Below are 25841 nucleotides of genomic sequence, written 5' to 3' on the forward strand. Positions count from 1 at the left end.
GAAAGAGGGAGAGACGTGAAAAACACGCGGGGCAAGCAGAAGATCCTGCTGGTGGACGGAGACGGCGAACGCCGCCGACAGATGACCGAGGTACTGCAAAGCGTGTTCCATGTGATACCGGCATTTGACGGAGAGATGGCGGTGGATGTTTTACACAGCCGTCAGGATTTTGCGGCGATTGTATTGCAGTGCCGCTTGTTTGACTTCAGCGGGTTTGACGTGATGGGCTTCCTTCACACGAACCGGTCACTGGTAGGCATCCCTGTGATCGCCATGGGCGGGGCGGAGGATGAGCTGAAAGCATTGTCTTTGGGCGCGGTGGCTTTCGTCCAGCAGCCCAAGGAACCGTATCTGATCTCTTACCAAATTCAGAATCTGGTGGGTCTTGTCTGGTCTGACCGGGACTGCGACATGCTGACCGGTGTTTTGCAATGGGAGCCGTTTTTACAAAAATGCCGGGATATTCTGGAACAGTCGGAACGGGAGAGAAGACCCGAGCAATGGGCCATGGTTTTTTTAAATGTAGACCGATTTAAGGTGTTTAACGACCTGTTCGGACGGACGATGGGGGATCAACTCCTGCGGAATCTGGCGGCGAGGCTGATCGTGATGAAGGGCGTCCATTGCGTGGGCCGTGTGGGCGGAGATCGGTTTGTGCTGCTGTGCCGCATGGAGGAGTTGGAACTGGGCCGGTTCCGCCAGCTGGGGCCGGAGCTGATGCGCCGCCTGCACCTGAAATACGGGTTGCATATCTGCTGCGGTATTTATGAGATCGACGATCTGACGATTCCGGTGGGCGAGATCTGTGACCGCGCCCAAATCGCGCAGGAGACGATCTCCGGGCGGAGCGACCAGAGCGTGGTACTTTATGATGAGGAACTGCGCCGGAGTCTGCGGTGGGAGCAGGAAGTGGTCTCCCAGATGTATGAGGCTCTGGAGCAGGGGCAGTTTCAGGCGTATCTCCAGCCGATTTTCAGCCTCTCCGGCAATGCGCCGGTATCGGCAGAGGCACTGGTGCGCTGGATTCATCCGGGGCGGGGGGTGATCCCGCCCAATCAATTTATCCCTATTTTTGAGCGCAACGGGTTCATTACACGGCTGGATCAGTATATCTGGGAAAAGGTGTTTCAGTATCTGGCCGAGTTCAAGGCGGAGGGTTATCCGGATCTGACGATCACGGCCAACATGTCCAGACTTGACATCTACAATACGGATGTGTGCAACCAGCTGACGTCTTTGGCAAAGAAGTATGACGTGAGTCCCTCCGCTTTCCGCATCGAAGTGACGGAGAGCGCCTATATGGATGACCCCCAGCAGCTGCTGGATATGACGAAGCAATTAAACGCGGCGGGGTTTGCCGTGCTGATCGACGATTTTGGAAGCGGCTATTCCTCCCTGAATATGCTGATGGATATGCCGGTGTCCACGCTGAAGCTGGATATGAGCCTGGTTCGGAGTGTGGGCAGTGACGAGCGCGCCAACTGCGTGGTCAACAGTATTCTGCGGATGGCGAAATGGCTGGAAATGGGCGTGGTGGCTGAGGGTGTGGAGACGCAGGCACAGATTGACTATCTGCGTGCGATAGGCTGCGACCGGGTGCAGGGATACTATTTTTCCCGCCCGATTCCCAAGTGGGAGTTTTTGCGTCTTCTGGAAAACTATCGGGATACGTCCGTCCGCGAAAAGCCGCCGGTTTTTGACAGGAGCGCGGACACCGGCGAGGTGTGGGGCGCGGTGACGGCCTATGACCGGATGATGCGGGGACGGATGGATGCCGCGGCGCTCTATGAGCAGTCCGGCGACATGGCGGAGGTCCTGTGTGTGAACGACTCCTATTACAGGCTGATGGAGAGCTCGCCGGAGCTTTTGTTCCGCAGCAGCCAGTTGGCCACCGGGAGGATCGCCCTCTGTTTTTACAGGCGCTGGACGCCGCCGCCCAGACCGGAGAGCGGCAGGAACTGGTGGTTCGGCGATATATGGACGTGGACCGCACGAAAAGTTTGATGGTCAGCGTGTGCTATATGGGGCGAAAGGACAACAGAAAGCTGTTTTTGGCCCTGTTCCGGGACATTTCTCTGCTGAAGCTGACGCTGTCGGCGGAGCGCATTCAGGAGACGGTATCTGCGCCCGCAGCACCACCCCGGGCGCTGGGCTGCGGCAGCTGCCGCAAGGTGCTGATTGTGGAGGACAATCAGGTGAATCGGCTGGTCCTGCGAAAAATCCTCTCGCAGGACTACAGTATTTTAGAGGCGCCCAACGGAAAAGTGGGGCTGGATATGTTACATAGCGAGGAGCATATCGCCGCAGTTCTGCTGGATATCATCATGCCCATTATGGACGGATATGAGTTTCTGCGGAAAAAGACGCAGGACCCGTCGCTGCGGGGGATTCCGGTGCTAGTGCTGTCCCAGTCGGAGAGCCGGGACAGCGAGGAAAAGACCATTCGCATGGGGGCCAGCGGATTTGTGCGCAAACCCTATGATCCGGAAAATCTGCGAAAGACGCTGGATGCACTTGTGAAAGACAATTGATGGGGGAATCCCCCGGCAACTCGCGGCGGCAATGCTTTTGCCGCCGCGAATTTTGCGGATGTGAAGCCTGCGGCGTACAAGGGCACAGACCGCACGATCCGCAGCCCGGAGAAATTGAGAGAGTTAAGATGAGAAAGAGGGCTAACGAGGAAGGGGTTTTTATGCCGAAGTCCAAATCCTATGAAATTGACATGTGTAACGGGCCGGTTTTGAGCAAGATGCTGTTGTTTGCGCTTCCACTGATGTGTTCCGGAATTTTGCAGCTTTTGTTTAATGCGGCGGACGTCATCGTGGTGGGCCGGTACGCCGGAGATAACTCCATGGCGGCGGTGGGGTCCAATGCGGCGCTCATCAATCTGCTGACGAATCTGTTCATCGGCCTTTCTGTTGGCGCCAACGTTCTGGCGGCCCGATATTTCGGAGCAAAGCGGGAGGTGGAGCTTCGCGCCACGGTTCATACGGCCATGCTTTTGGCCCTTTGCAGCGGAGTGGGGCTGATTTTAGCGGGCATGGCGGGTGCGCGGCAGGTTTTGATCTGGATGCAGGCTCCTCCGGCTGTGTTGGAGTTGGCCGCGCTGTATCTGCGTATTTACTTTTTGGGCATGCCCGCCATGATGGTCTATAATTTCGGCGCGGCGCTTCTGCGGGCCAAGGGAGACACGCAGAGGCCGCTGTATTTTTTGCTGCTGGCGGGCGTGGTGAACGTGGCGCTGAATCTGCTGCTGGTCATCGTTTTCCATCTGGGCGTGGCAGGGGTGGCCATTGCCACCGTGGTGTCACAGTGCATTTCCGCCGTGTTGGTGGTGATCTGTCTGGCCCGCGAGACAGGCGGCTTTCGTCTGGAACTGAAGGCGTTGCAGATTCAAAAGGAACCGTTGAAGGGGATTTTGCGGGTGGGGCTGCCTGCGGGAGTGCAGGGCGTCATCTTCTCTCTTTCCAACGTGGTGATTCAGTCCTCCATCAATTCTCTGGGAGAGGTGGTCATGGCTGGCAGCGCCGCCGCCGCCAACATAGAAGGATTTGTGTATGCGGCCATGAACGCCATCTATCAGGCGACGCTGTCCTTTTCCAGCCAGAATACAGGAGCGGGGCAGCTGAACCGCATAAACCGCATCCTATTGACGGGGCAGGGGCTTGTGACGGTCACCGGAGCGGTGCTGAGCATTGGCGTGTGGCAGGCGGGGCGGCTGCTGCTGGGGATCTATACGGACGACCCTGCGGTGGTCGAAGCCGGTTTTGTGCGGCTTGGTATCGTGTGCGCGCCCTATGCCATCTGCGGCATGATGGACATCATGGTGGGCGTGCTGCGAGGAATTGGCTATTCCGTGATGCCCATGATCGTGTCGCTGATGGGAGTCTGTGCGCTGCGGCTGGTGTGGATCGCCACCGTGTTTCAGATTCCCCAATACCACACGCCGGAGTGTGTGTACTGGTCTTACCCCGTGTCTTGGGTCGTCACGCTTTTCGTTCACATTCTCTGTTATCTGTGGGCCAAGCGGAGGACGGACCTGCGCTTTGCCGCCGCAATGGCTGAACGAAAGGCGGAGAAAGAGCTTAGTCTGTTTGAAAATACAAAATAGGGGATTGCAAATGCAATAGATCCCCTATATAATGTGGTTTATAATAAAAAAGAATAAAACAATAGTTTTGGTTTTATGTGAAGAGGGAGCGACAAAGAACCATGAAAATCATTAAGAGAAACGGCAGTGAGTCGGAATTTTATCGCGAAAAGATTGTGGCCGCTGTGGAAAAAGCCAACCGTGCGGGCGGGCAGACGCCTGAGCTGTCTCAGGCGCAGACGGAGCAGATCGCCCTGAATGTGGAGACGGCGGCGGAAAAAATCGGCCGCACGCTGAACGTGGAGGAGATTCAGGAGTTGGTGGAGACGGAGTTGATGCGTCACAGCGCCTATGAGACGGCCAAACGCTATATCCGCTACCGTTACACCCGAACACTGGCCCGGGCGGCCAATACTACGGACAATCAGATTCTCAGCCTGATTGAATGCAACAACGAAGAAGTCATGCAGGAGAATTCCAATAAGAATCCCACCGTGAACTCCGTTCAGCGCGATTACATGGCCGGCGAGGTGTCTAAGGACATCACAAAGCGGATTCTTCTGCCGGCGGAGATCGTGGAGGCGCACGAGGAGGGCATCATCCATTTCCACGATATGGATTATTACGCCCAGCACATGCACAATTGCGATCTTGTGAATCTGGAGGACATGCTGCAAAACGGAACGGTGATCTCCGGAACTCTGATTGAAAAGCCCCACAGCTTTTCCACGGCCTGCAACATTGCCACCCAAATCATTGCGCAGGTGGCTTCCAATCAGTATGGCGGGCAGTCGATTTCTCTGGCTCATCTGGCTCCCTTTGTGCAGATCTCCCGAGAAAAAATCCGGGGTGAGGTGCTGGCGGAGGCAGCTGCCATGGGCGGACACCCTGACGCGGCCACGCTGGACCGAATCATTGAAAAACGGCTGCGCAGCGAGGTGCGCCGCGGTGTGCAGACCATCCAGTATCAGGTGGTGACCCTGTTGACCACCAACGGACAGGCGCCGTTCGTCACGGTGTTTATGTATCTGGGCGAGGTCACCAATCCCCAGACCAAGCGGGATTTGGCCCTTATCATCGAAGAGACGCTGACGCAGCGGTATCAGGGCGTTAAAAATGAGGCGGGTGTGTGGATCACCCCCGCATTCCCCAAGCTGATCTACGTGCTGGAGGAGGACAACGTCCGCCCTGGAACCCCCTATTATTATTTGACGGAGCTGGCCGCGCGGTGTACCGCCAAGCGCATGGTACCCGACTATATCTCCGAAAAGATCATGCTGCAAAACAAGGTGGACAAAAACGGCGAGGGCCACTGCTACACCTGCATGGGCTGCCGCTCGTTCCTCACGCCTTATGTGGACCCGGAGACTGGAAAGGGCAAGTATTACGGGCGGTTTAATCAGGGCGTGGTCACCATCAATCTGGTGGATGCGGCGCTTTCTTCCGGTGGGGACTATGACAAGTTTTGGGAGGTTCTCGACCACCGGCTGGATTTGTGCTACGAGGCGCTGATGTGCCGCCACAACCGACTGAAGGGGACGCTGTCCGACGCCGCGCCCATCTTGTGGCAGTATGGCGCGCTGGCGCGCCTGAAAAAGGGCGAGACGATTGACAAGCTGCTCTACAACGGATATTCCACGCTGTCGCTTGGCTATGCGGGCCTGTATGAGTGTGTCCGCTATATGACCGGGAAAAGCCACACCGACCCCGAGGCCACGCCCTTTGCCCTCTCCGTTATGCATCGGCTCAACGAGGCCACAGCCAAATGGAAGGCACAGGAGCACATCGACTTTTCTCTGTACGGCACCCCGCTGGAGTCCACCACCTATAAGTTTGCCAAGTGCCTGCAAAAGCGCTTCGGCGTAATTCCGGACGTCACCGACAAGGCGTATATCACCAACAGCTACCACGTCCATGTGTCCGAGCCGATCAACGCCTTTGACAAGCTGCAATTTGAATCCCAGTTCCAGACCCTCAGTCCTGGCGGAGCCATCAGTTATGTGGAGGTTCCCAACATGCAGGACAACATTCCCGCTGTCCTGACCGTGATGGAGTATATCTACGATCATATCATGTACGCCGAGTTGAATACCAAGAGCGATTACTGTCAGGTCTGCGGATTCGATGGAGAGATTTCCATCGTGGAAGACGACAACAAGCTGGTATGGGAGTGCCCCAAGTGCGGCAACCGGGATCAGAACAAACTGAATGTGGCCCGGCGGACCTGCGGCTACATCGGCACGCAGTTCTGGAATCAGGGCCGGACGCAGGAAATCAAGGAGCGGGTGCTCCACCTGTAAGACTTTCATTTGAAAGAAAGTCCCGCCGGAGCCTACCGGCGGGACTTTTTCGAGGTGTGCTATGAATTACGCAACCATTAAAATCTGTGACATTGCCAACGGCGTGGGGGTGCGAACCAGTCTGTTCGTGTCCGGCTGCACCCATCATTGCCCCGGCTGTTTCAACGCCGAGGCGCAGGATTTTCAATACGGAAAGCCCTTTGACAAAAAGACGGAGGATTTTTTGATATCTGAGCTTCAAAAGTCTTACGTCTCGGGGCTGACGCTGCTGGGCGGCGAGCCGTTTGAACTGGAAAACCAGAGGGCGCTGCTGCCCTTCGTGCGGCGCGTCCGGGAATTGTGTCCCGGAAAGACGGTCTGGGCCTTTTCGGGCTATACCTGGGAGGAACTGACAGGGGTGAGCCGCGCCCGATGCGAGGTAACGGACCAGCTTCTGAGCCTTCTGGATGTGTTGGTGGACGGTGAGTTTGTGGAGAGCCTGAAGGACATCTCGCTGCGCTTTCGGGGCAGCGCCAATCAGCGCATTATCGACGTTCCCGCATCCGTGCGGACGGGGGAGATCGTCCTCTGGAAAGGCTGAGGCAGAGAAATGCAAAGGCGGCCCCGCGCAAAAATTGTGCGGGGCCGCCCATCTTATAAAGAAGTTTTACAGCGTTCACCGCCGGAGCGGCAAAAAGGTTAAATTCCGGGTTCCCCGGCGGTGTATACGTCGGGAGAAACACTTCTTGGCTTGCAAGTTGGAGTTTTCACCACTGCCAGCGGAGAAAATATCTCCACGGCAAGCCACGACTTTTTTAGCAGACTCAGCGGCCCAGCTCCACGAATCTCCGCAGAGGCGCGTCGCCCCGGAGAGCCTCGTCGCACTCGTGAAGAAGCCGCTCCCGGTCTTGATTCAAAGTCCCGGCCAGAACCAGATAGTTGCTGGCATGATTGGAGCGGAACACCGCGCCGGGACAGTCGATATGCTCTAAAAACAGCTTTGTCTCCCGAATCAGCTCCATTGGCGTGGGCTGAACCAGCTCGCCGCTGGCAATCCACTCTGCCATCGGTGTGCCGGTGTAGACACGCAGGGTCAGCAAAGCGATAAAGTCCGGATGCATGGCGTTGAGGGCCGCAGCGGTGTCTACCGCGTGGGCCTGCCAGTCTCCGTTGGACCCGGCCAGACCGTTGATGGCGGTGACGGATAAAGTGAGTCCGGCGGCCTTCAGCTTTTGTCCCGCCTCGATCTGCTGGGCCACGGTGACCCCCTTGTTGATTTTTTTCAAAAGGGGATCGTTTCCGGTTTCAAGACCCAAATAGGCAAAATCCAGTCCTGCGGCGTGCAGGGCGGACAGGTCTTCCGGTGTTTTGCCCAGAATGCTCTTGGGACTTGCATAGGTGGAGACGCGGCTGCATTCCGGGAACAGCGACCGGATGTCGCCCAAGATTTCCAGAAGCTGCGCCGTGGGGAGAATCAGTGCGTCTCCGTCAGCCAGAAAAAACCGCTCCACACGGGAATACTGCTCCCGCGCCCAGCGCAGGTCATCCCGCACCTGCTCCATCGGCGTGATGGAAAACTTTTTGTCCTTATACATATTGCAAAAGGCGCATTTGTTGTGGCTGCACCCCACGGTCACCTGAATAATGAGACTGTGGGCCTCGCTGGGGGGACGGTAAACACTTCCGGAATAGTGCATAGATTCCTCCTTTTAGTAAACTTTTTTTCTTATTTTAACACGTTTGACGGCGGAACATGTGGACAATTTGAAAAATGCGGCTGGGCGGAAAGACCGTCCAGCCGCATCAATGCCAACAGGCATTTGCTTCAAGAGAGGAGTACGAGGAGCCTTGCTCCTTATTTTGCCTTGGGAACCTTGATGAATGCCTGACCCGGGTCGATCTCCTCGCGGATAACGCGGATGATCTCCTCACTGGGGCCTTCCATCAGCGTGGCGCGGGAGCAGTCGATCTCGAAGCCGGTGTTCTCCTGCACGATCTCGGGGGTGACGCCGGGGAACATGATGGCGCAGTACATCCGTTTGGTCTGCTCATCAAACTTCATGATGCCGAGGTCGGTGACCACCATCTGGGGACCGCGGTTGCCGGGAAGGCCGGCCCGCTCACGGCCGCCGGGGCCGTCCATCCAGCCGCAGGAGGTCACATAGTCGATCTTGTCCATGAAGCGGCGCTTCTGGTGCTGCATCATGATGACGGTGTTGCAGTAGGTAGCGATGCCGTTGGCGCCGCCGGAACCGGTAAACCGGGTCTGGGGCTTGACGTAATCGCCCTTGCCGTAAATGCAGGTGGAGTTCACGTTGCCGTAGGGATCGATCTGGGCGCCGCCGATGAAAGCGATCAGACGGTCCTTGCCGTGGAGCCACTCATTGGCCTCAAAGCCGATGAAGCGGACGTTGGGCCACTGCACGGCGCAGTGCGCCATGAAGCGGTTGTCACCCACGCTGCGGGGAACCTCCACGGGATCGCAGTCCATCAGACCGCTCTCCACGATGGGATGGCAGGAGGGGCAGACGACCCGCTTGGCCAAAGATGCACCGATCAGAGGCAGGCCGGTACCCACGATGACAATCTGGTTTTCCTTGATGTTCTTGGCGATGGCATAGGCCTGCATTTCCTGTTTTGTATAATTCTTATAATCAGACATTATGAAACCCTCCCCTTACTGGATCTTGCCGGCATAGCCCAGGCCGGGAACGTTCTTGGTGGCGATCAGACGGCTGGCGCCAACCTTATCCAGCATCTCGTCGTGGGTCTTCACGCTGTACACCCACTTGTCCATGTAATCCTTGAAGGTCTCGGGAACGGCGGTGCCGTCCTGCGCGGCGGCGGACACGGCAGCTGCCTTTGCGGCGGCTTCGGCGGCCTTTGCGTCCTCGGGATTCTTAGCGGCAGCCTTGGCGGCCTTCTCAGCGGCCTTGGCCAGCTGAGCCTTGGCGTCCTCGGCGTCCTGATACTTGGAGGCCTTGTCGTATTCCTTCATGGCGTCGCCGTCCACGTCGTAGTAGCCGTAGCACTGGGCGGGCCATGCGCCGTGAGGCGCGTGAACCACGGCGTCCACGCACTGACCGAAAATGCGGGTCAGGGTGGGGTCGCGGCGGATATACTCGTCGGAGACCAGCTCCTCACAGGTGACGATGGTGCGCTTTGCGGCAACAGCGATATCCACGTCGTGGAACTCGTCGCCCTCAATGATGCAGGTGCCGTCGGGAGAGGCCTTCTGCACATGGATCACAGCGCAGTCCAGCTTCGGCACGGGAACAGCCACAACCTTCTCGCCGGGGTTGAACGGATTGTCCACCATGACGAACTTGTCGTTATCCACGCTGTCCATGGCGGCGCGCTTTTCCTTGCTGATACCCCAGAACTCGGTGAGACCGGAGCCGCCCATCAGACGCACGGGCAGGAAGGGAAGACCCAGAGAAGCGGCGTGAAGCTGCAGCATCAGGACATCCTGAGAATAGTCCTCATAGGTCAGCTTGCCGGCCTCAATGGCAGCGCGGAAACGGCGGGACACGTTGGTATAACCGGAGTTCGCGGTATAGCAGTTGATATAAGCCTTGACGCGGCCCTCGCCGATCATCATGTCCCAGTCGCCGCCCGCGGGTCCGGCCCAGACGGTGAAATCGGTTTGACCCTGACGCAGAATTTCATACACTGCGGCGTAGGGCTTACGGTTGGTAGTAAAGCCGCCAAAGCAGATGGTGTCTCCGCTCTTCACATAATTGGATACGGCTTGCTCAAGCGTGCAAACTTTTCCCATGAGATTGCCTCCACATCTTAGTTTTTCCTGTCGTAATTGCACAAAAAGACTTGTATTTTCATACAAAGTCATCTATCATAGTATCATATGACTCGCTTCTGTAAAGGAACATTTGCGCGAAAAACTTAGCGGATGTTGTTTTATGAAGGATTTCCATCATTTTTATGACGGTTCCGGCGCCGCTGCATGAATTTCGATGCAGAAACCGGCCCGGAGCGCAGGCCGCGCCTTGCGCGGCATTGCCTTGACGAAAGGAGGACCTGTCATGCAGGTGCAGCCATTTTATTTGAAGATGAGTCGAGATGATTCCTGGTACATGGACCGACCACATTTCCACGAGAGCGTGGAGTTTTTGATGCCGGTCTCCCGAGGCGGGGAGATGTTTGTGGAAAATCAGGTGTATTCTCTGCGCCCGGCAGCGCTGTTTATTCTGCCGGATGCGACCTTGCATAAAACACTGGCTTCGGAGCCATATGAGCGTTATGTGCTCCATGTCCCGGTCCCCACGCTTCACGCCCTGTCTGCCCCCCAGACCGATTTTTACCGCCGGGCACAGGAGGCGGAGCGAATGGTGGAGCTGGGCGGGCGGTATAACGATCTGCTGTCGCTCTTGAAACGGCTGGATTGGGAGTTGGGGCGGAAAACCACTGAGTTTGGCTCCGATCTGAATCAGATGCTGCTCTTGTCCGAGTTTTTGCTGCAGGCGCTGTCCATTGCCCCGGCGCGGCGGCAGGCGGATGAATTGTGTCAGATGGAGAGTCCCGCTCTTCCCGGCGAGCGGGAGGGGGCGCTGCAAATCAGCGCCGTACTGGAGTATTTACAGGCCCACCTGTCTGAAAAGCTGACACTGGAGCGGGTGGCAACGGAATTTTTCATCAGCAAGTATTATTTGAGCCATTGCTTTAAAGAGGCCACGGGTTTCAGCGTCATGGAATACGTCATCAATACCCGCATTCTCCGCGCCCGCCGGCTTTTACAGGACGGCCAGCGGGTTCAGGCGGCGGGAGAAGCCGTGGGCTTTCAGAGCAACGAGCATTTTATCCGAACCTTCACAACCCTGACCGGTCTTCCGCCCAAGCAATACGCCAAGCGGTTTACGCAAGGGGAGCGGGAGTGATGACGCCGCGTTACGGCAAGGATACCCTGCAAATCACAATATTAATCATAAATCCTCTTGATTTCCAAAAAATACTTGGGATTCGAGAGGATTTTGCTCTGCAAAATGACGAAAACTATCCCGGAAACCGGGCAAAAATGACGGAAATTATGAAAAACCGGAAATTTTTTGCAGGAATACTTGCAAAACGAAACGAAGTGCGCTATGATGAACACACAACAACTAAGAGGCACGCGACGCGGGTTACCCGCCGCAGCCAATAAAACGGATTTGTGGAGGAACGTAAGTCATGAAATTCAAGGCCTATTATACCAATAAGCTGAGCGACGTCGCAACCCAGATCTTCAACAACAACGATGTGGAAGTGAAGGTTGCCAGCGCGCTGGACGAGGAAACCTACATCCGCGAACTGAAGGAATATCAGCCTGACGTGATCATGTGCCGTACCGAGCCGGTAACGGCCGCCATGATGGATGTGTGCCAGAATCTGAAGGGCGTGGGCAAGCAGGGCGCGGGTTTGGATAACATTGACATCGACCATGCCACTTCCAAGAAGATTCAGGTCGTGTATGCCCCCGCCGGCAATGCCAACGCCGTGGCAGAGCACGCCGTGATGCTGATGCTGATGACCGCCCGGCGTTTCAGCTATGTGAACGATCAGTTCCGCAAGGGCAACTTCTATGTCCGCATGGGTCTTGAGAACACCGTCGAGGTGGAGGGCAAGACGCTGGGTCTGGTGGGCTGCGGCCGCATCTCCAAGCTCTTTGCCGCCAAGTGCATCAACGGCTTGGGCATGAAGGTTGTGGGCTATGACCCCTATGTGACCAAAGAGCAGCTGGGCGGCCTGCCCATCGAGCTGAAGGACAGCGCCGATGAGATTTGGAAGACCGCTGATTTTGTTTCCATCCATCTGCCCCTGATGCCCTCCACCGAGCGCACCGTGGGCATGGAGCAGTTTAAGATGATGAAGCCCCGCGCTATTTTCCTCAACGTGGCCCGCGGCGGCCTGATTCGTGAGGAAGAGCTGGTTGAGGCTCTGAAGACCGGCGTTCTGTTTGGCGCAGGTCTGGACGTGTACGAGCCCGAGCCTCTGTGCGAAAACAGCCGCCAGATGATGGACATGGACAATGTGGTCCTGACGCCTCATACCGCGGCCTCCACGGAGCAGTCCGTGATTAACTGCTGCACCTCCTGCGCCACCGATCTTGTCAATGTCTGCTACGGCCGGCCTGTTGTTTGTCCTGTCAACAAGATCTAAGGCATTTTTGGGGCGCGCGGTGCCCGAACTGCGCTGATCCCAACTCCCGGCCGTCTGCTGAAACCTTTTCGGCAGGCGGTCGGATTTTTCGGACGGGGCTGCTGCGTCGGACATCTGAAAAACCTGATAATCCGTCAAATTTTTTGTTTTTTGCGCGATAAAATTGTCGGAGCAGACGAAACGAAAAGCAAGATATGCTAATTTTTTAACGCGTGGCAGTATTTACAATTTGCGGCCGTATGATATTCTATGGTTGGTAAAGAATAAAAAAAGCACCTATTTTAAAGGGTTTCGGCGGTTTCTAAACGGGCCTTTCCGGGAAAACCGGCATAAAAAGAGGTTGCGTTTCCCTCCGCCGCAAGGAGATACCGTATGAAAACGATTTATACCATGGGCATTGACGTGGGTTCCACCGCCTCGAAATGCGTCATTATGAAGGATGGCAGCGAGATCGCCGCCAAGTCCTTGGTGGGAGTGGGTGCGGGCACCAGCGGCCCCACCCGCGCAATTGCGGAGGTGCTGGATAACGCCGGGATGAAGAAAGAGGACATGGATTACATCCTGGCCACCGGCTATGGCCGCAATTCGCTGGACGATATTGCCGATCATCAGATGAGCGAACTGAGCTGCCACGCCAGAGGCGCGTTCTTCCTGTTCCCGGATGTCCACACCGTGATTGATATCGGCGGTCAGGACGTGAAGATTCTGGAGATCGAAAACGGCGTCATGGTGAACTTCGCCATGAATGACAAGTGCGCCGCCGGCACAGGCCGGTTTCTGGACGTAATGGCCCGGGTATTGGAAGTGAAGGTGGAGGATCTGGCGGAGCTTGGCGCACAGTCCACCAAGGAAGTGGCAATCAGCTCCACCTGCACCGTGTTCGCTGAGAGCGAAGTCATCAGCCAGCTGGCGCAGGGCAGCGATAAGCGGGACATTATCCATGGGATTCACAAGTCCGTGGCATCCCGCGTGGTGGGCCTTGCAAACCGCATCGGCGTGCGGGATGCGGTGGTGATGACCGGCGGCGTTGCCCAGAACGGCGGCGTGGTTTCGGCGCTTCAGGAGGCTTTGGGTCATCCCATTCACACCTCACCCCTGACGCAATACAACGGCGCGCTGGGCGCGGCGCTGTTTGCCTATCAAAAGTGTCACAAGGAGCAGTAGACCGCTTGCGGCCCCCTGCACTCATGAGTATTACAAGGTAGTATTACAAGGAGGAGTAAACATTATGGCAAAAACTGTAAGTCCCGGCGTATTGGCCCTGCGCAAAGTCGTGGACGACGTTCACGCGGACGCCCGTCAGGCCCACAAGGAGGGCAAGCTGGTGGGTTGGTCCAGCTCTAAATTCCCCTGCGAGCTGGCTGCCGCTTTTGATCTGAACGTGATGTATCCGGAGAATCAGGCTGCCGGTATCGCCGCAAACCGTGATGGCGAGATCATGTGTCAAGCTGCCGAGGATCTGGGCTTCGACAACGATATCTGCGGCTATGCCCGCATTTCTCTGGCCTATGCCGCGGGCAAGCGTGCTTCCCGCAAGCTGGACATGACCACCGGTGAGTATGTCATCAACCCCGCCAGCGGCAAGCCCCTGAAGGACGAAAACGGCAAGGTTGTCATCGACGAGGCCACCGGCAAGCCCAAGAAGGACCCCAAGACGATGCAGCCCTTTACCGTGCTGGACGACATCTATGAGATCGAAGCTCTGCCCGAAGGACGGGAAAAGGAACTGCGCAAGGCGGCCATCAAGCCCTATCGCCAGATGCAGATTCCCCAGCCCGATTTCGTGCTTTGCTGCAACAACATCTGCAACTGCATGACCAAGTGGTATGAGAATATCGCCCGTATGCGGAATATTCCCCTCATTATGATCGACGTTCCTTATAACAACACCGTTGAGGTGGACGACAGCTACGTCGCTTACATCCGCGGTCAGTTCGACAACGCCATTCATGAGCTGGAAAAGCTCACTGGCAAGAAGTTCGACGAGAAGAAGTTCGAGCATGCCTGCGCCAACGCAAACCGCACCGCCAAGGCTTGGCTGAAGGTCTGCGACTATTTGCAGCACAAGCCTGCGCCTTACAGCGGCTTTGACCTGTTCAACCACATGGCCGACGTGGTTACCGCCCGCGGAACCACTGCTGCCGCCGAGGCATTTGAGCTGCTCTCCAGCGATCTGGAAGAGACGATCAAGGCCGGCGGAACCACCACTCCCTTCCCCGAGCAGTACCGCGTCATGTTCGAGGGCATTCCCTGCTGGCCCAAGCTGCCCGCCCTGTTCAAGCCCCTGAAGGAGCATGGTGTCAACGTCACCGCCGTGGTGTACGCCCCCGCTTTCGGCTTTGTGTACAACAACATGGATGAGATGGTTCGCGCTTACTGCAAGGCCCCCAACTCCGTCTGTATCGAGCAGGGCGTTGAATGGCGCGAGGGCATCTGTCGCGACAACAAGGTGGACGGCGTGCTGGTCCACTACAACCGCTCCTGCAAGCCCTGGTCCGGCTACATGGCCGAGATGCAGCGCCGCTTCACCAAGGATTTGGGTGTTCCCTGCGCAGGCTTTGACGGCGATCAGGCCGACCCCCGCAATTTCAACGAGGCTCAGTATGAGACGCGTGTGCAGGGTCTGGTAGAGGCCATGGAAGAAACGAAAAAGCTGAAGGAGGCCCAGGCATGAGCATCGAAACGATTATTCAGGAGTTCGCCGCCGTGGCGGCCGACCCGAAAGCACAGCTGAAGAAGTATAAGGCAGAGGGCAAAAAGTGCATCGGTGTGATGCCTTACTACGCGCCCGAGGAGCTGGTGGCCGCCGCCGGTATGGTGCCGTTTGGCATGTGGGGCGCTAACGACAAGACTATCTCCCGCGCCAAGGAATACTGCGCCACGTTCTACTGTACCATTGCCCAGCTGGACCTCGAGATGCTGCTGGACGGCACCATGGATCTGCTGGACGGCGTGATTACGCCGACCATCTGCGATACACTTCGTCCCATGAGCCAAAACATCCGCGTGGCCATGAGCGAGAAACTGCCCTGCATCTTCCTTGCCCATCCCCAGAACCGTCTGGCTCCGTTTGGCAAGAAGTTCTGCGTCGATCAGTATACCCACATCAAGACCGAGCTGGAGAAGATTGCCGGCGCGCCCATCACCGACGCCGCGCTCTCCGAGACGATCAAGGTCTATAACAAGAGCCGGGCCGCCCGCCGGGCGTTCGTGAAGCTGGCCAGCGACCACTGCGATGTGGTCACTCCCACCAAGCGCAGCGCCGTTTTGAAGGCTGCGTGGTTTATGGATAAGGCGGCTTACACCGAGAAGCTGGAAGCGCTCAATGCCGAGCTGAGCGCGCTGCCCGCCTGCAACTGGAAGGGCACCAAGGTCGTCACCTCCGGTATCATCTGCGACAACCCCAAGCTGCTGGAGATTTTCGAGGAGAACAAGATCGCCATCGCCGCCGACGACGTGGCCCACGAGTCCCGCGCTTTCCGCGTGGACGCCGCCGAGACGGGCGATCCCATGATGGCGCTGGTCGACCAATTCGCCGCGCTGGATTACGATGTGCTGCTGTACGATGAGAAGTCCAGCGAGAACCGCCGTGGCGAATTTGTCGCGAATCTGGTAAAGGAGTCCGGTGCGCAGGGTCTGGTGCTGTTCATGCAGCAGTTCTGCGACCCTGAAGAGATGGAGTATCCCTATCTCAAAAAGGCGCTGGATGCTGCCCACATCCCCCACATCCGGCTGGGTGTGGACCAGCAGATGCGGGACTTTGGGCAGGCTCGCACGGCGATTCAGGCGTTTGCCGACGTGATTGCCCTCTAATTGAGTGATCTCGCGGGACGGCCAGCTGGCCGGCTGACCGTCCCGCTCTCCCTTCTCCGGCCAAAATATATGATAAGGTGGTACGATATGAGCGCATTTGGCTACTCCATGCCTTCTTACTTCCAGAACATGCCCCAGCTGGGCACGCCGCTGAACGCGGTGAACGAGGAAAACGCAAAGTCCCTGCAGGATGTCGAAACCGCGTATAACGCGGAAGTTGAGGCCGCCCTCAGCGCCGGCCGCAGCGACGAGTCCCTCAATCAGTCCGGTCAGATGACCGCCCGGCAGCGTCTGGAGATTCTGGTGGACGAGGGTACCTGGTGCCCGCTGGACAGCCTCTACAACCCCGGCAACAACAAGGATGGTTCCACCGGCGTTTTGATCGGCATGGGCAAGATCCATGACAAGTGGGCGGTGATCATCGCCTCCGACAACAAGAAGCTGGCTGGCGCGTGGGTTCCCGGGCAGGCGCTGAAGCTGACCCGTGCCACGGATATCGCCAAGATGCTCCGCATCCCTCTGGTGTACGTGCTGAACTGCTCCGGCGTGAAGCTGGATGAGCAGGAGAAGGTTTATGCAGGCCGCGTCACCGGCGGCACGCCCTTCTATCGCCACGCCGAGCTGGAGCAGATGGGCATTCCCGTTCTGGTGGGCATTTACGGCACCAACCCCGCCGGCGGCGGTTATCACGCCATCAGCCCCACTATCCTGATTGCCCATGAGAAGGCCAACATGGCCGTCGGCGGCGCGGGCATCGTGGGCGGCATGAACCCCAAGGGTTATGTGGACGACGAGGCGGCCAACGCCCTGATCGACGCCACCGTGAATGCCGGCAAGATTGACCCTCCCGGTGCGGTGCACATCCATTTCGGCGAGACCGGTTTCTTCCGCGAGGTCTATTCCGGCGAAGAGGGCGTTCTGGCTGCGATCCAGAAGTACATGGACGCAATCCCCGGCTACAACGAAAACTTCTTCCGCGTGGCCGACCCCATGGAGCCTGCTCACAAGGGCGAAGAGCTGTATACCCGTGTGCCTTTCAACCAGAAGCGCGCCTATGACGTTCGTGAAGTGCTGGCCTGCCTGTTCGACAACAGCGAATTCATGGAATACAAGAAGGGCTACGGCCCCGAGATCGTCTGCGGTCTTGCCCGGGTCAACGGCCTTCTGACCGGTATTGTTACCAACTATCAGGGCCTTCTGCCCAATTATCCCGAGTATCGGGGCGCAGGCGCTGTGGGCGTGGGCGGCAAGCTGTACCGTCAGGGCCTGATCAAGATGAATGAATTCGTCACCATGTGCGGGCGCGACCGTCTGCCCATCGTGTGGATTCAGGATACCACCGGTATCGACGTGGGCGACCCCGCCGAGCAGGCTGAGCTGCTGGGCTTGGGCCAATCTCTGATTTATTCCATTCAGAACGCCAAGGTTCCCCAGATGGAGATCACTCTGCGCAAGGGTACCGCCGCTGCCCACTATGTCATGGGCGGCCCTCAGGGTACCGAGCGCAACGTCTTCAGCATCGGCACCGCCGCCACCGAGATCTACGTGATGCACGGCGAAACTGCCGCTGCCGCCATGTATGCCCGCCGTCTGGTCAAGGACAAGAAGGAAGACAAGGATCTCCAGCCCACTATTGACAAGATGAACAAGCTGATTCAGGAGTATTCCGATAAGTCCCGTCCCGCCGCATGCGCCAAGACCGGCCTTGTGGACGAGATCGTGGAGCTGCCCAAGCTGCGCAATTATCTCTGCGCGTTTGTGGGAGCCGCCTATCAGAATCCCGAGTCCATCTGCCCGTTCCATCACATGATGACCCCGCGGATCATCCGTGACTGGAACAACCTGATGAACAAGTAAGAAAGGAAAGAGAAGCGTTTGCTTCTGAGGTGAATGTATGATCCATAACGCTATGGGCATGGGCGAAGCCGGCATCGTTTCTATTGCCAGTATGCTGGTGGTGTTTGCAGTTTTGCTGCTTCTCTACGTGCTTTTGATCGTGTCCGGCAAGATCGCCACCCGCAATGTCGGAAAAGCCGCCCCCGCCGCTTCTTCCACCGGAGCTGCCGCCGCCCCTGCGGCTGCACCCAAGCAGGATGACGCAGAGCTGATTGCCGTTCTTTCCGCCGCAATTGCGGAGTATGAGCGCGCGAAATGCAATCCCTTTATTCGCAATCGACAGGATCTGGATTAAGACTGTCCTGTTTAAAATTTTCAAAAATATTTGTACAATTTAAAGGAGAAATCGACATGAGAGCTTATACGATCACTGTCAATGGGAAGACCTATGATGTTCAGGTGGCTGAAAACGGTACTGCCGCCGCTCCCGCCGCTGCGCCCCGCATCCAGAGCGTGACTCCCGTTGCTGCTCCTGCTGCCGCCCCTGCCGCTGCTCCTGCTCCCGCCGCTGCCCCCGCCCCCGCTGCTGCTCCCGCCGGCGCCGGCGACATCACCGCGCCCATGGCCGGCAAGGTTCTCTCTGTCCCCGTCAAGGAGGGTGACGCTGTGACCGCCGGACAGGTGCTGCTGACCTTTGAGGCCATGAAGATGGAGAACGAGGTCATGGCCCCCTCCGCAGGCACTGTTACCAAGGTATTTGTTGCGGTTGGCGCTCAGATCGAGGCCGGTACTCAGCTGATTCAGATCGGTTGATCGGAAAGGAGCTTTCCGAATGGATTTAATTACTGGAGTTGTCTCAGGTCTTGCCAGCACATCCGGCTTTGCCACGATGGACTGGCGGCAGCTGATCATGCTTGCCGTTTCCTGCGTGCTGCTGTATCTGGGCATCGTGAAGAAGTTTGAACCCCTGTTGCTGGTCGGTATTGCCTTCGGCATGCTGCTGACAAACCTCCCCGGCGGCGGAGTTTTTCACCCCGAGTTCTGGGGCGTGGACGTGAGTTACGGCACTGTGCTCCACGACGGCGGCCTTCTTGACCTGCTGTACATCGGCGTCAAGACCGGCCTGTATCCCTCTTTGATTTTCATGGGCGTTGGCGCCATGACCGATTTCAGCCCGCTGATTGCCCGTCCGTCTTCCCTGTTCATGGGCGCTGCGGCTCAGGGCGGCATCTTTGTGGCACTGCTGATGGCTACCGCCATGGGCTTTGCTCCCAATGTGGCCGCATCCATCGCCATCATCGGCGGCGCGGATGGCCCCACCGCTATTTGGCTGACTAAAATCCTGGCTCCGGAGTATCTGGGTCCCATTGCCATTGCGGCCTATTCCTACATGGCGCTGATTCCGCTGATTCAGCCGCCCATCATGAAGCTGCTGACCACGGAGAAAGAGCGGAAGATCAAGATGGAGACTCTGCGTCCCGTCTCCAAGACCGAGAAGATCGTTTTCCCGATCATGGTCACTATCGTCACCTGCTTGGTTCTGCCTTCTGTGGCGCCTCTGCTGGGCTGCCTGATGCTGGGCAACCTGTTCAAGGAGTGCGGCGTGACCGAGCGCCTCAGCGATACCGTCCAGAACGCCCTGATGAACATCGTTACCATTTTCTTGGGCATTTCTGTTGGCGCAACCGCTGTGTATGACCGGTTCCTCAGCTGGGATACCATCAAGATCATTGTCCTGGGTCTGATCGCTTTCTGCTTCGCCACCGCCTGCGGCGTGTTGTTCGGCAAGCTGATGTGCATCTGCTCCGGAGGCAAGATCAATCCTCTGATCGGTTCTGCCGGCGTGTCCGCGGTTCCCATGGCTGCCCGTGTTTCTCAGGTCGTGGGTCAGAAGTACAATCCCGCCAACTTCCTGCTGATGCACGCCATGGGCCCCAACGTGGCCGGCGTGATCGGCTCCGCAGTGGCTGCGGGCTGCCTGCTGAAGCTCTTCGGCTAAAACGTCGAGGCAAGTTCCATATCCCTCGCTTCCGCCTGTGGCGAAAAGCTCACTCATTGCGCTGCCTCTCCTCCTTCCAACCCAAACACTTCGTTGGTTTGCGTCGGAGAGGGTACGAGGGAGAGGGAGATGGAAGAGCAAAAGGTAAAAAGAATACGGCAAAGGGGCCGCCGCGTATCGCGGCGGCCCCTTTCGATCATCCTAATGGAAACACTGCCATGGAGGTATTATGAAAGAACTGCAAAGCACAAAAGACTATATCGCTTCGCCCGAACTGCTGCGGGTGGCGGACATTGCCCGGGCACTGCAAAAGCCCCTGCTCATCAAGGGCGAGCCGGGAACCGGAAAGACCATGCTGGCGGCAGCTATCGCGGAGTCGCTGGATATGGAGCTGATCGTCTGGAACATCAAATCCACCACCAAAGCGCAGGACGGCCTGTACGTCTACGACACTGTGGCCCGACTGTATGACAGCCAGTTTGGCGAGGGCGGCGTCAACGATATCAAGAAGTATATCAAGCTGGGGAAGATGGGCGAGGCGTTCCGGTCTGAAAAGCAGGTGGTGCTGCTGATCGACGAGATCGACAAGGCTGATCTGGAATTTCCCAACGATCTTCTTTGGGAACTGGACCGGATGGAATTCTACATTCCCGAGACAAAGGAGACGGTTCGGGCAAAGAACCGTCCCATCGTTATTATTACCTCCAACGCGGAAAAAGAGCTGCCGGACGCGTTTTTGCGGCGGTGCATTTTCCATTATATTGCGTTTCCCAATGCGGATATGATGGAGCAAATTGTCCGCGCTCATTATCCACAGCTGGATCAAACGCTGCTCACGCAGGCGTTGGAGCAGTTTTACCGTCTGCGGAACCGGGATTTGCAGAAAAAGCCCTCCACCAGTGAGCTGCTGGATTGGGTACAGGCGCTTAGCATTGGCGGCGTGAATCCCAAGCTGCTGCGGGATACTTTACCTTTTGCAGGGGTTCTTCTGAAAAAGACGGAGGATCTGGATGCCGCTCGTCGGCAGCGGTAAGGCCATGTTCACGGGATTTTTCTACGCGCTCCGGCGATACGGCTTGGACGTATCCCTGAACGAATGGCTGACGCTGATGGAGGCGCTGACGTTGGGACTCCACGGTTCCCAGCTGACGGACTTCTACTATCTTGCCCGCTGTATTTTAGTGAAAAGCGAGGCGGATTTTGACCGGTTCGACTTGGCCTTCGCGGAATATTTCCGGGATGTGGAGTCCGTGCAGGAGCTGCCTGACGAGTTTTTGGAGTGGCTTGCCAAGGCCGCGCCGCAGCGGGACTTTGACCGGGATGAGGTGGACGCGCGTTTTGGCGGCGGCCTTGATTTAGAGGAGCTGAAAAAGATGCTGGCCCAGCGCCTTTCCGAACAGACGGAGCGCCACGATGGAGGCGGCAAATGGGTTGGCACCGGAGGCACATCTCCCTTTGGACATGGAGGCTATAATCCGGCCGGTATCCGCATCGGCGGACCGGGACGGCAGAAAAGCGCCGTGCAGGTGGCGGCGGAGCGGGACTACCGGGATTTCCGGCAGGACGCGGCGTTGGAACTGCGGCAGTTTCAAATGGCGTTTCGCCGTCTGCGGAATCTGACGGTGAAGGGCGACGGGCCGAAGGACGAGCTTCAGCTGGACGAGACGATTCAGGCCACATGCGACAACGGCGGCTTTTTGAAGCTGGCGTTTGACCGCCCCCGGAAAAACGACGTGCGCCTGCTGGTGCTGTTCGATTCGGGCGGGTCCATGTGGTCGTATTCGCACCTGTGTTCCCGGCTGTTTCACGCGGTTCACGAGGCCAGCCATTTCAAGGAATTGAAAACCTTCTACTTTCACAACTGTGTCTACGACGACCTGTTCACCACGCCGGAGTGCTGGTATCAGGACAGCGCCGATACCAAGGGGGTTTTGCAGGGGTTGAACAGCTCTTGGAAAATCCTCTTCGTGGGGGACGGGGCCATGGCTCCCAGTGAGCTTTTGAGCCGGGGCGGCTGTCTGGACTACTACCGGTCCAACAGTGACCCGGGTCTTGCGTGGCTTCGGCGGTTTGCGGCGAAGTCTGCCCATGTGGCGTGGCTGAACCCCATTCCACAGGAGCGCTGGGCATATACGTGGGGGAACTATACCATCGGACTGATTGGGCGGGAAATGCCCATGTTCCCACTGACCATCGACGGGCTGGACGATGCGCTCCGCCACCTGATGGCTCCCCGCTGAAAAAGTGGGACGGCAACAAATGCAAACGGCCCCGGAGGAATTCCCTCCGGGGCCGCGGTTTATTCAATGTCCTGAATGTTCATTTTGTCCAGCTGACACTGTTTTTTGATTTTTTCCCGGCAGGCGAAATAGATACCCAGGAGAACGAACGTATAGAGATTCCCTAAAATCAGCGTTATCGCGACTTGTCCGGCTATGGATGCGGCGGACATCCCCGGCAGACATGCTAGATTCAGCGTGGACACTAAAGACGGTAGAAAACAGAGAATGGGTAAAATCAGCCCCAGAAACTTATTATCCCGCTTGGAGAGAAAGATTTGCAGAAAAATGCCGCCTACGCCAAGCCCTAGAATAAAAATCAGAATAAACCACATGAGATTCGTCATCAGCGTCATAGGGCGTCGCCCTCCTTAGTCTTTTTATACTCCTGGATCAGGATTTTTGCCGTGTCAAAATCCAGCTTCTCGTTCACCGCCAGCCGCTTGATGAGGGCAATATAAGGCTCACCCGCAGTCTCTTCGCTGATCTGGATTTTCTGGATCAGACGGTCCAGCCGCAGTCGTACCGTGGGATATGTCACGCCGTACTGCACGGCGATCTCCTTCAGCGAGCCGGAGGCCAGCAGAAATTTTTTGATAAACGCCACGTCCTCGTCTTCCAGATTTGCCATCCACTCGGGGACAACCTCCACAGCCATGGTTATCACCTGCCTTATTTAATTTTATTAACTATAACATTTAATATTATGAAAGTCAAATTTTATTTTAACTTTAATAAAAATATCCCGGCCCTATGCAGGGCCGGGATATTTTGCAGAGCGAAGAAGATTAGATTGTGCCAAAGCGGTAGACCGTGGTGTGGTCGAAGGTCTCGCCGGGGGCCAGCACGGGCTGAGCGAAGGCGGGACAGTTGGTGGCGTTGGGGAAGAACTGGGTTTCCAGACAGAAGGCCCAGCGCTTGGCGTAGGGTGCGCCGCCCTTTCCGGCGGGGCAGCCATCCAGATAATTGGCGGAATAGAACTGAATGCCGGGCAGAGTGGTTTCCACGTCCATGGAGATGCCGGTTTCCCAGCACAGAGCGCGGGCGGCGGGACGCAAAGCGCCCATTGCCCCGTCCACGGCCCAGTTGTGGTCGTATCCGCCCGCCCAGACGAGCTGGTCAAAATCGTCGTCGATGTGAGCGCCGATGGGGGTGGACCTCCGCAAGTCCAGAGGCGTGCCCTCCACGGGGGCAAGAACCCTCACCGGCAGAGATTCGCTGTTTGCGGGGGTGAAATTCTCCGCAAAGATTTGCATTTCCTGCTTCAGTACCGGCCCGGAATCGTGGCCCGCCAGATTGAAATAACTGTGGTTCGTCAGGTTGCAGACGGTCATCCTGTCGGTTCGCGCCGTGTATTGGATGGACAACGCACCGTTGAGCAGCGTATAGGTCACCAGAACCGACAGCGTGCCGGGATAACCCTCCTGCATGTGGGGACTGACAAGGGACAGCATGACCTGCCGATCCGACACGGATTCCACATTCCAAATCTGCTTGTCAAAGCCTACGCCGCCGCCGTGAAGGTGATTGGCTCCGTCATTAGCCAGCAGGGGATAGGTCTGCCCGTCCAAGGTAAAGGAACTGCCGCCGATCCGGTTGGCGTGGCGGCCAATCAGCGCGCCGATGTATTTGTCCTGCTTTTGATAGTCCTCCATGGTGTCAAAGCCCAGCACCACGTCCACCGGGCGGCCCTGTTTGTCTGGAACGGTCAAAAACCGCAGCGCGCCGCCATAGGTCAAAATGCCGCAGGAAAACGCGCCGTCACGCAGGATGATCTGCTGTACCGCCTCGCCGGAGGCGGTGACGCCAAAGAAATTTGCGCCAAAGAAAGTTTCGTTTTCGTTCATAGCGATAATGCCCCTTTAAGCAAAAGGATTTTCCGTGGGGTAGGGGAGTAAGGCGGAGTGGTTATAGCCGATATCCGTCACGCCCAAATACTTGAATACCTCAAAAATGGCCTTGCCGTAGTGGCCGAAGACCACGGCTCCGTGATGGGGGAACTGCTTTTCAAGCAGCACATGGCGGTAAAACCGATCCATCTCCGGGATGGCGAACACGCCGATGGAGCCGAAGGACTCAGTTTCCACGTCCAGCACCTGCCCTTGGGCAACGTAGGCCCGCAGCTGCGTTCCGGCGGTGGACTGGAGACGGTAGAAGGTGATGTCGCCCGCCTTGATGTCGCCTTCCATGGTTCCCCGGGTGATGTCCGGCTCGGCAAGCTCCGGCTCCAAATCCCGCTTCATGATGAGCTGATAGCCCATGTGGGGATTGCGGAGCAGGGAGGAGCAGGTATTGCCGCAGTGAAAGCCCATGAACGTCTCCTGATGCCGGACGGGATACTTGCCCGCGATGCTCTTTTCATACATGGAGGCGGGCACGGAGTTATTGATGTCCAGCAACGTCACCGCCGCGCCGGAAACGCACAGGCCGATGTACTCGGAAAGGGCTCCGTAAATGTCTACCTCGCAGGAAACGGGAATGCCCCGGCCGGTGAGACGGGAGTTCACATAGCAGGGGACAAAGCCAAACTCCGTCTGGAACGCGGGCCAGCACTTGTTGGCAAACGCGGCGTATTTGCTCAGACCCAGATGGTCCCGCATCCAATCCTCCAGCGTCAGCTCGTACTGGGCAAGGCGGGGTAGAATACCGGAGAATTTGCTCTCGCCGTTTCCGGCTTCCGCCGCCATCTCCGCCATTTTCGCGGGAATGCGGGGATCATCCTTGTGCCGGTTATAGGCCACCAGCAGATCCAGCTCCGAGTGCTCCTCCACGGCAACACCCAGATCATACAACGCCTTGATGGGGGCGTTGCAGGCGAGAAAATCGTTGGGGCGGGGGCCGAAGGCAAAGATTTTAAGATCCTTCAACCCCACCAGCGTCGTTGCCACGGGGACAAACTGCCGCAGCTGTGCCGCCACGTCCTCCGCCGTGCCGCAGGGGTAATCGGGAATGTAGACCCGTTTGCCGCGAAGGCCCAAATTGTAGGATGCGTTCAGCATCCCGCAGAAGGCATCGCCCCGGCCATCATGCAGGTCGCCGTCGCCCTCGGCGGCGGAGGTGTACATCAACGGGCCGACAAACAGGTCGGCAATCATGGTTTCCGGCGTCTCCGGCCCGAAGTTCCCCAGAAAGACGCACAGCGCGTTCACGCCCGCAGCCTTCACGTCCTTCACGGCTTTTGCCGCGTCGGCCTCGGTCTCCACACATACGGGGCACTCATAAAGACCCGGCCCGTAAGATTCTACAATGGCATGACGGCGGCGTTCGGACAGCGCGATGGGAAAGCACCCTCGGCTGACGGAAATAATGCCCAGCTTCAGTTCAGGAATATTTGTCATGGTGATTTTCCTCTCATTTTTAATTGCGGAGAACAGAACTGAGGCAGCGGCGCG

24 protein-coding genes are annotated in these 25841 nt (G+C 57.3%); 17 read left to right on the forward strand and 7 right to left on the reverse strand.

What is annotated here, in order from left to right; translation table 11 throughout:
* Nucleotides 1–15 precede the first annotated feature (15 nt).
* From ON16_RS14870 to nrdG, 5 genes are all read left to right on the forward strand, one after another.
* Nucleotides 16–2004, forward strand: a complete 1989-nt coding sequence (locus ON16_RS14870) for a two-component system response regulator (protein ID WP_051131484.1) — start codon at nt 16–18, stop codon at nt 2002–2004.
* Nucleotides 1983–2531 carry a response regulator gene (locus tag ON16_RS14875; protein WP_158441600.1) on the forward strand — a complete coding sequence of 183 codons (549 nt, stop codon included), beginning with the start codon at nt 1983–1985 and terminating at the stop codon, nt 2529–2531. Before ON16_RS14870 ends, ON16_RS14875 begins: the two co-directional genes overlap by 22 nt.
* Before the next feature lie 161 nt (nt 2532–2692).
* A complete protein-coding gene (locus tag ON16_RS02600) occupies nt 2693–4111 on the forward strand; it encodes an MATE family efflux transporter (protein ID WP_040659136.1) in 1419 nt (472 codons plus the stop codon).
* Nucleotides 4112–4212: 101 nt separating this feature from the next.
* Nucleotides 4213–6390: an anaerobic ribonucleoside-triphosphate reductase gene (gene nrdD, locus ON16_RS02605; RefSeq protein ID WP_040659137.1), complete on the forward strand. Its 2178-nt coding sequence runs from the start codon at nt 4213–4215 to the stop codon at nt 6388–6390.
* A gap of 61 nt (nt 6391–6451) precedes the next feature.
* The gene (nrdG, locus tag ON16_RS02610) at nt 6452–6970 is read left to right on the forward strand and encodes an anaerobic ribonucleoside-triphosphate reductase activating protein (protein WP_040659138.1); all 519 of its coding nucleotides are present in this window, start codon (nt 6452–6454) and stop codon (nt 6968–6970) included.
* A 223-nt stretch (nt 6971–7193) separates the two neighbouring features.
* Here nrdG and ON16_RS02615 read toward each other — a convergent pair whose 3' ends face one another.
* The 3 genes from ON16_RS02615 to ON16_RS02625 form a co-directional block, all read right to left on the reverse strand.
* Nucleotides 7194–8066: a radical SAM protein gene (locus ON16_RS02615; protein ID WP_040659140.1), complete on the reverse strand. Its 873-nt coding sequence runs from the start codon at nt 8064–8066 to the stop codon at nt 7194–7196.
* Nucleotides 8067–8224: 158 nt separating this feature from the next.
* Nucleotides 8225–9031 carry a glutaconate CoA-transferase subunit B gene (gctB, locus tag ON16_RS02620; RefSeq protein ID WP_040659142.1) on the reverse strand — a complete coding sequence of 269 codons (807 nt, stop codon included), beginning with the start codon at nt 9029–9031 and terminating at the stop codon, nt 8225–8227.
* A 15-nt stretch (nt 9032–9046) separates the two neighbouring features.
* On the reverse strand, nt 9047–10147 hold the full coding sequence (locus ON16_RS02625; protein WP_040659143.1) for a CoA transferase subunit A: 1101 nt from the start codon (nt 10145–10147) through the stop codon (nt 9047–9049).
* A 265-nt stretch (nt 10148–10412) separates the two neighbouring features.
* On the opposite strand from ON16_RS02625, the gene ON16_RS14880 reads away from it, so the two are divergent.
* The 12 genes from ON16_RS14880 to ON16_RS02685 all read left to right on the forward strand — a co-directional run bounded on the left by ON16_RS14880 (nt 10413) and on the right by ON16_RS02685 (nt 22410).
* On the forward strand, nt 10413–11264 hold the full coding sequence (locus ON16_RS14880; RefSeq protein WP_051131486.1) for a helix-turn-helix transcriptional regulator: 852 nt from the start codon (nt 10413–10415) through the stop codon (nt 11262–11264).
* A complete protein-coding gene (locus ON16_RS02635) occupies nt 11264–11527 on the forward strand; it encodes a hypothetical protein (RefSeq protein ID WP_040659144.1) in 264 nt (87 codons plus the stop codon). The genes ON16_RS14880 and ON16_RS02635 overlap by 1 nt, the downstream gene beginning before the upstream one ends.
* A gap of 26 nt (nt 11528–11553) precedes the next feature.
* Nucleotides 11554–12522: a hydroxyacid dehydrogenase gene (locus ON16_RS02640; RefSeq protein ID WP_040659146.1), complete on the forward strand. Its 969-nt coding sequence runs from the start codon at nt 11554–11556 to the stop codon at nt 12520–12522.
* 372 nt (nt 12523–12894) lie between these two features.
* Nucleotides 12895–13686, forward strand: coding sequence for a (R)-2-hydroxyglutaryl-CoA dehydratase activase HgdC (hgdC, locus tag ON16_RS02645; RefSeq protein ID WP_040659148.1), 792 nt, complete (start codon nt 12895–12897; stop codon nt 13684–13686).
* A 64-nt stretch (nt 13687–13750) separates the two neighbouring features.
* On the forward strand, nt 13751–15196 hold the full coding sequence (gene hgdA, locus ON16_RS02650; RefSeq protein ID WP_040659149.1) for a (R)-2-hydroxyglutaryl-CoA dehydratase subunit alpha: 1446 nt from the start codon (nt 13751–13753) through the stop codon (nt 15194–15196).
* Entirely contained in the window at nt 15193–16335 is a 1143-nt protein-coding gene (gene hgdB / locus ON16_RS02655; RefSeq protein ID WP_040659151.1) for a (R)-2-hydroxyglutaryl-CoA dehydratase subunit beta, read from the forward strand. Before hgdA ends, hgdB begins: the two co-directional genes overlap by 4 nt.
* 87 nt (nt 16336–16422) lie before the next feature.
* Nucleotides 16423–18192 (forward strand): acyl-CoA carboxylase subunit beta, encoded by a 1770-nt coding sequence (locus ON16_RS02660; protein ID WP_040659152.1) that lies wholly within the window; start codon nt 16423–16425, stop codon nt 18190–18192.
* Nucleotides 18193–18229: 37 nt separating this feature from the next.
* Nucleotides 18230–18526: an OadG family transporter subunit gene (locus ON16_RS02665; protein WP_040659154.1), complete on the forward strand. Its 297-nt coding sequence runs from the start codon at nt 18230–18232 to the stop codon at nt 18524–18526.
* 56 nt (nt 18527–18582) lie between these two features.
* Nucleotides 18583–18984 (forward strand): biotin/lipoyl-containing protein, encoded by a 402-nt coding sequence (locus ON16_RS02670; RefSeq protein ID WP_040659156.1) that lies wholly within the window; start codon nt 18583–18585, stop codon nt 18982–18984.
* Between the two features lie 19 nt (nt 18985–19003).
* Nucleotides 19004–20170 carry a sodium ion-translocating decarboxylase subunit beta gene (locus ON16_RS02675; RefSeq protein WP_040659158.1) on the forward strand — a complete coding sequence of 389 codons (1167 nt, stop codon included), beginning with the start codon at nt 19004–19006 and terminating at the stop codon, nt 20168–20170.
* Nucleotides 20171–20399: 229 nt separating this feature from the next.
* Nucleotides 20400–21203, forward strand: coding sequence for an AAA family ATPase (locus tag ON16_RS02680; protein ID WP_040659160.1), 804 nt, complete (start codon nt 20400–20402; stop codon nt 21201–21203).
* Nucleotides 21181–22410 carry a vWA domain-containing protein gene (locus ON16_RS02685; protein WP_369384275.1) on the forward strand — a complete coding sequence of 410 codons (1230 nt, stop codon included), beginning with the start codon at nt 21181–21183 and terminating at the stop codon, nt 22408–22410. Before ON16_RS02680 ends, ON16_RS02685 begins: the two co-directional genes overlap by 23 nt.
* A gap of 59 nt (nt 22411–22469) precedes the next feature.
* On the opposite strand, the gene ON16_RS02690 is transcribed toward ON16_RS02685, so the two are convergent.
* The 4 genes from ON16_RS02690 to ON16_RS02705 form a co-directional block, all read right to left on the reverse strand.
* Nucleotides 22470–22805 (reverse strand): hypothetical protein, encoded by a 336-nt coding sequence (locus ON16_RS02690; RefSeq protein WP_243441749.1) that lies wholly within the window; start codon nt 22803–22805, stop codon nt 22470–22472.
* Entirely contained in the window at nt 22802–23107 is a 306-nt protein-coding gene (locus ON16_RS02695; RefSeq protein ID WP_040659161.1) for a DUF2089 family protein, read from the reverse strand. The genes ON16_RS02690 and ON16_RS02695 overlap by 4 nt, the downstream gene beginning before the upstream one ends.
* A 130-nt stretch (nt 23108–23237) precedes the next feature.
* Nucleotides 23238–24296, reverse strand: coding sequence for an aldose epimerase family protein (locus ON16_RS02700; RefSeq protein ID WP_040659163.1), 1059 nt, complete (start codon nt 24294–24296; stop codon nt 23238–23240).
* 15 nt (nt 24297–24311) lie between these two features.
* Complete coding sequence (locus tag ON16_RS02705; protein ID WP_040659165.1) at nt 24312–25787, reverse strand: L-fucose/L-arabinose isomerase family protein; 1476 nt, start codon at nt 25785–25787, stop codon at nt 24312–24314.
* Nucleotides 25788–25841: the final 54 nt, after the last annotated feature.

Origin of the sequence: Oscillibacter ruminantium GH1 (assembly GCF_000307265.1) — a bacterium.
Classification (GTDB): Bacteria; Bacillota; Clostridia; order Oscillospirales; family Oscillospiraceae; genus Oscillibacter; species Oscillibacter ruminantium.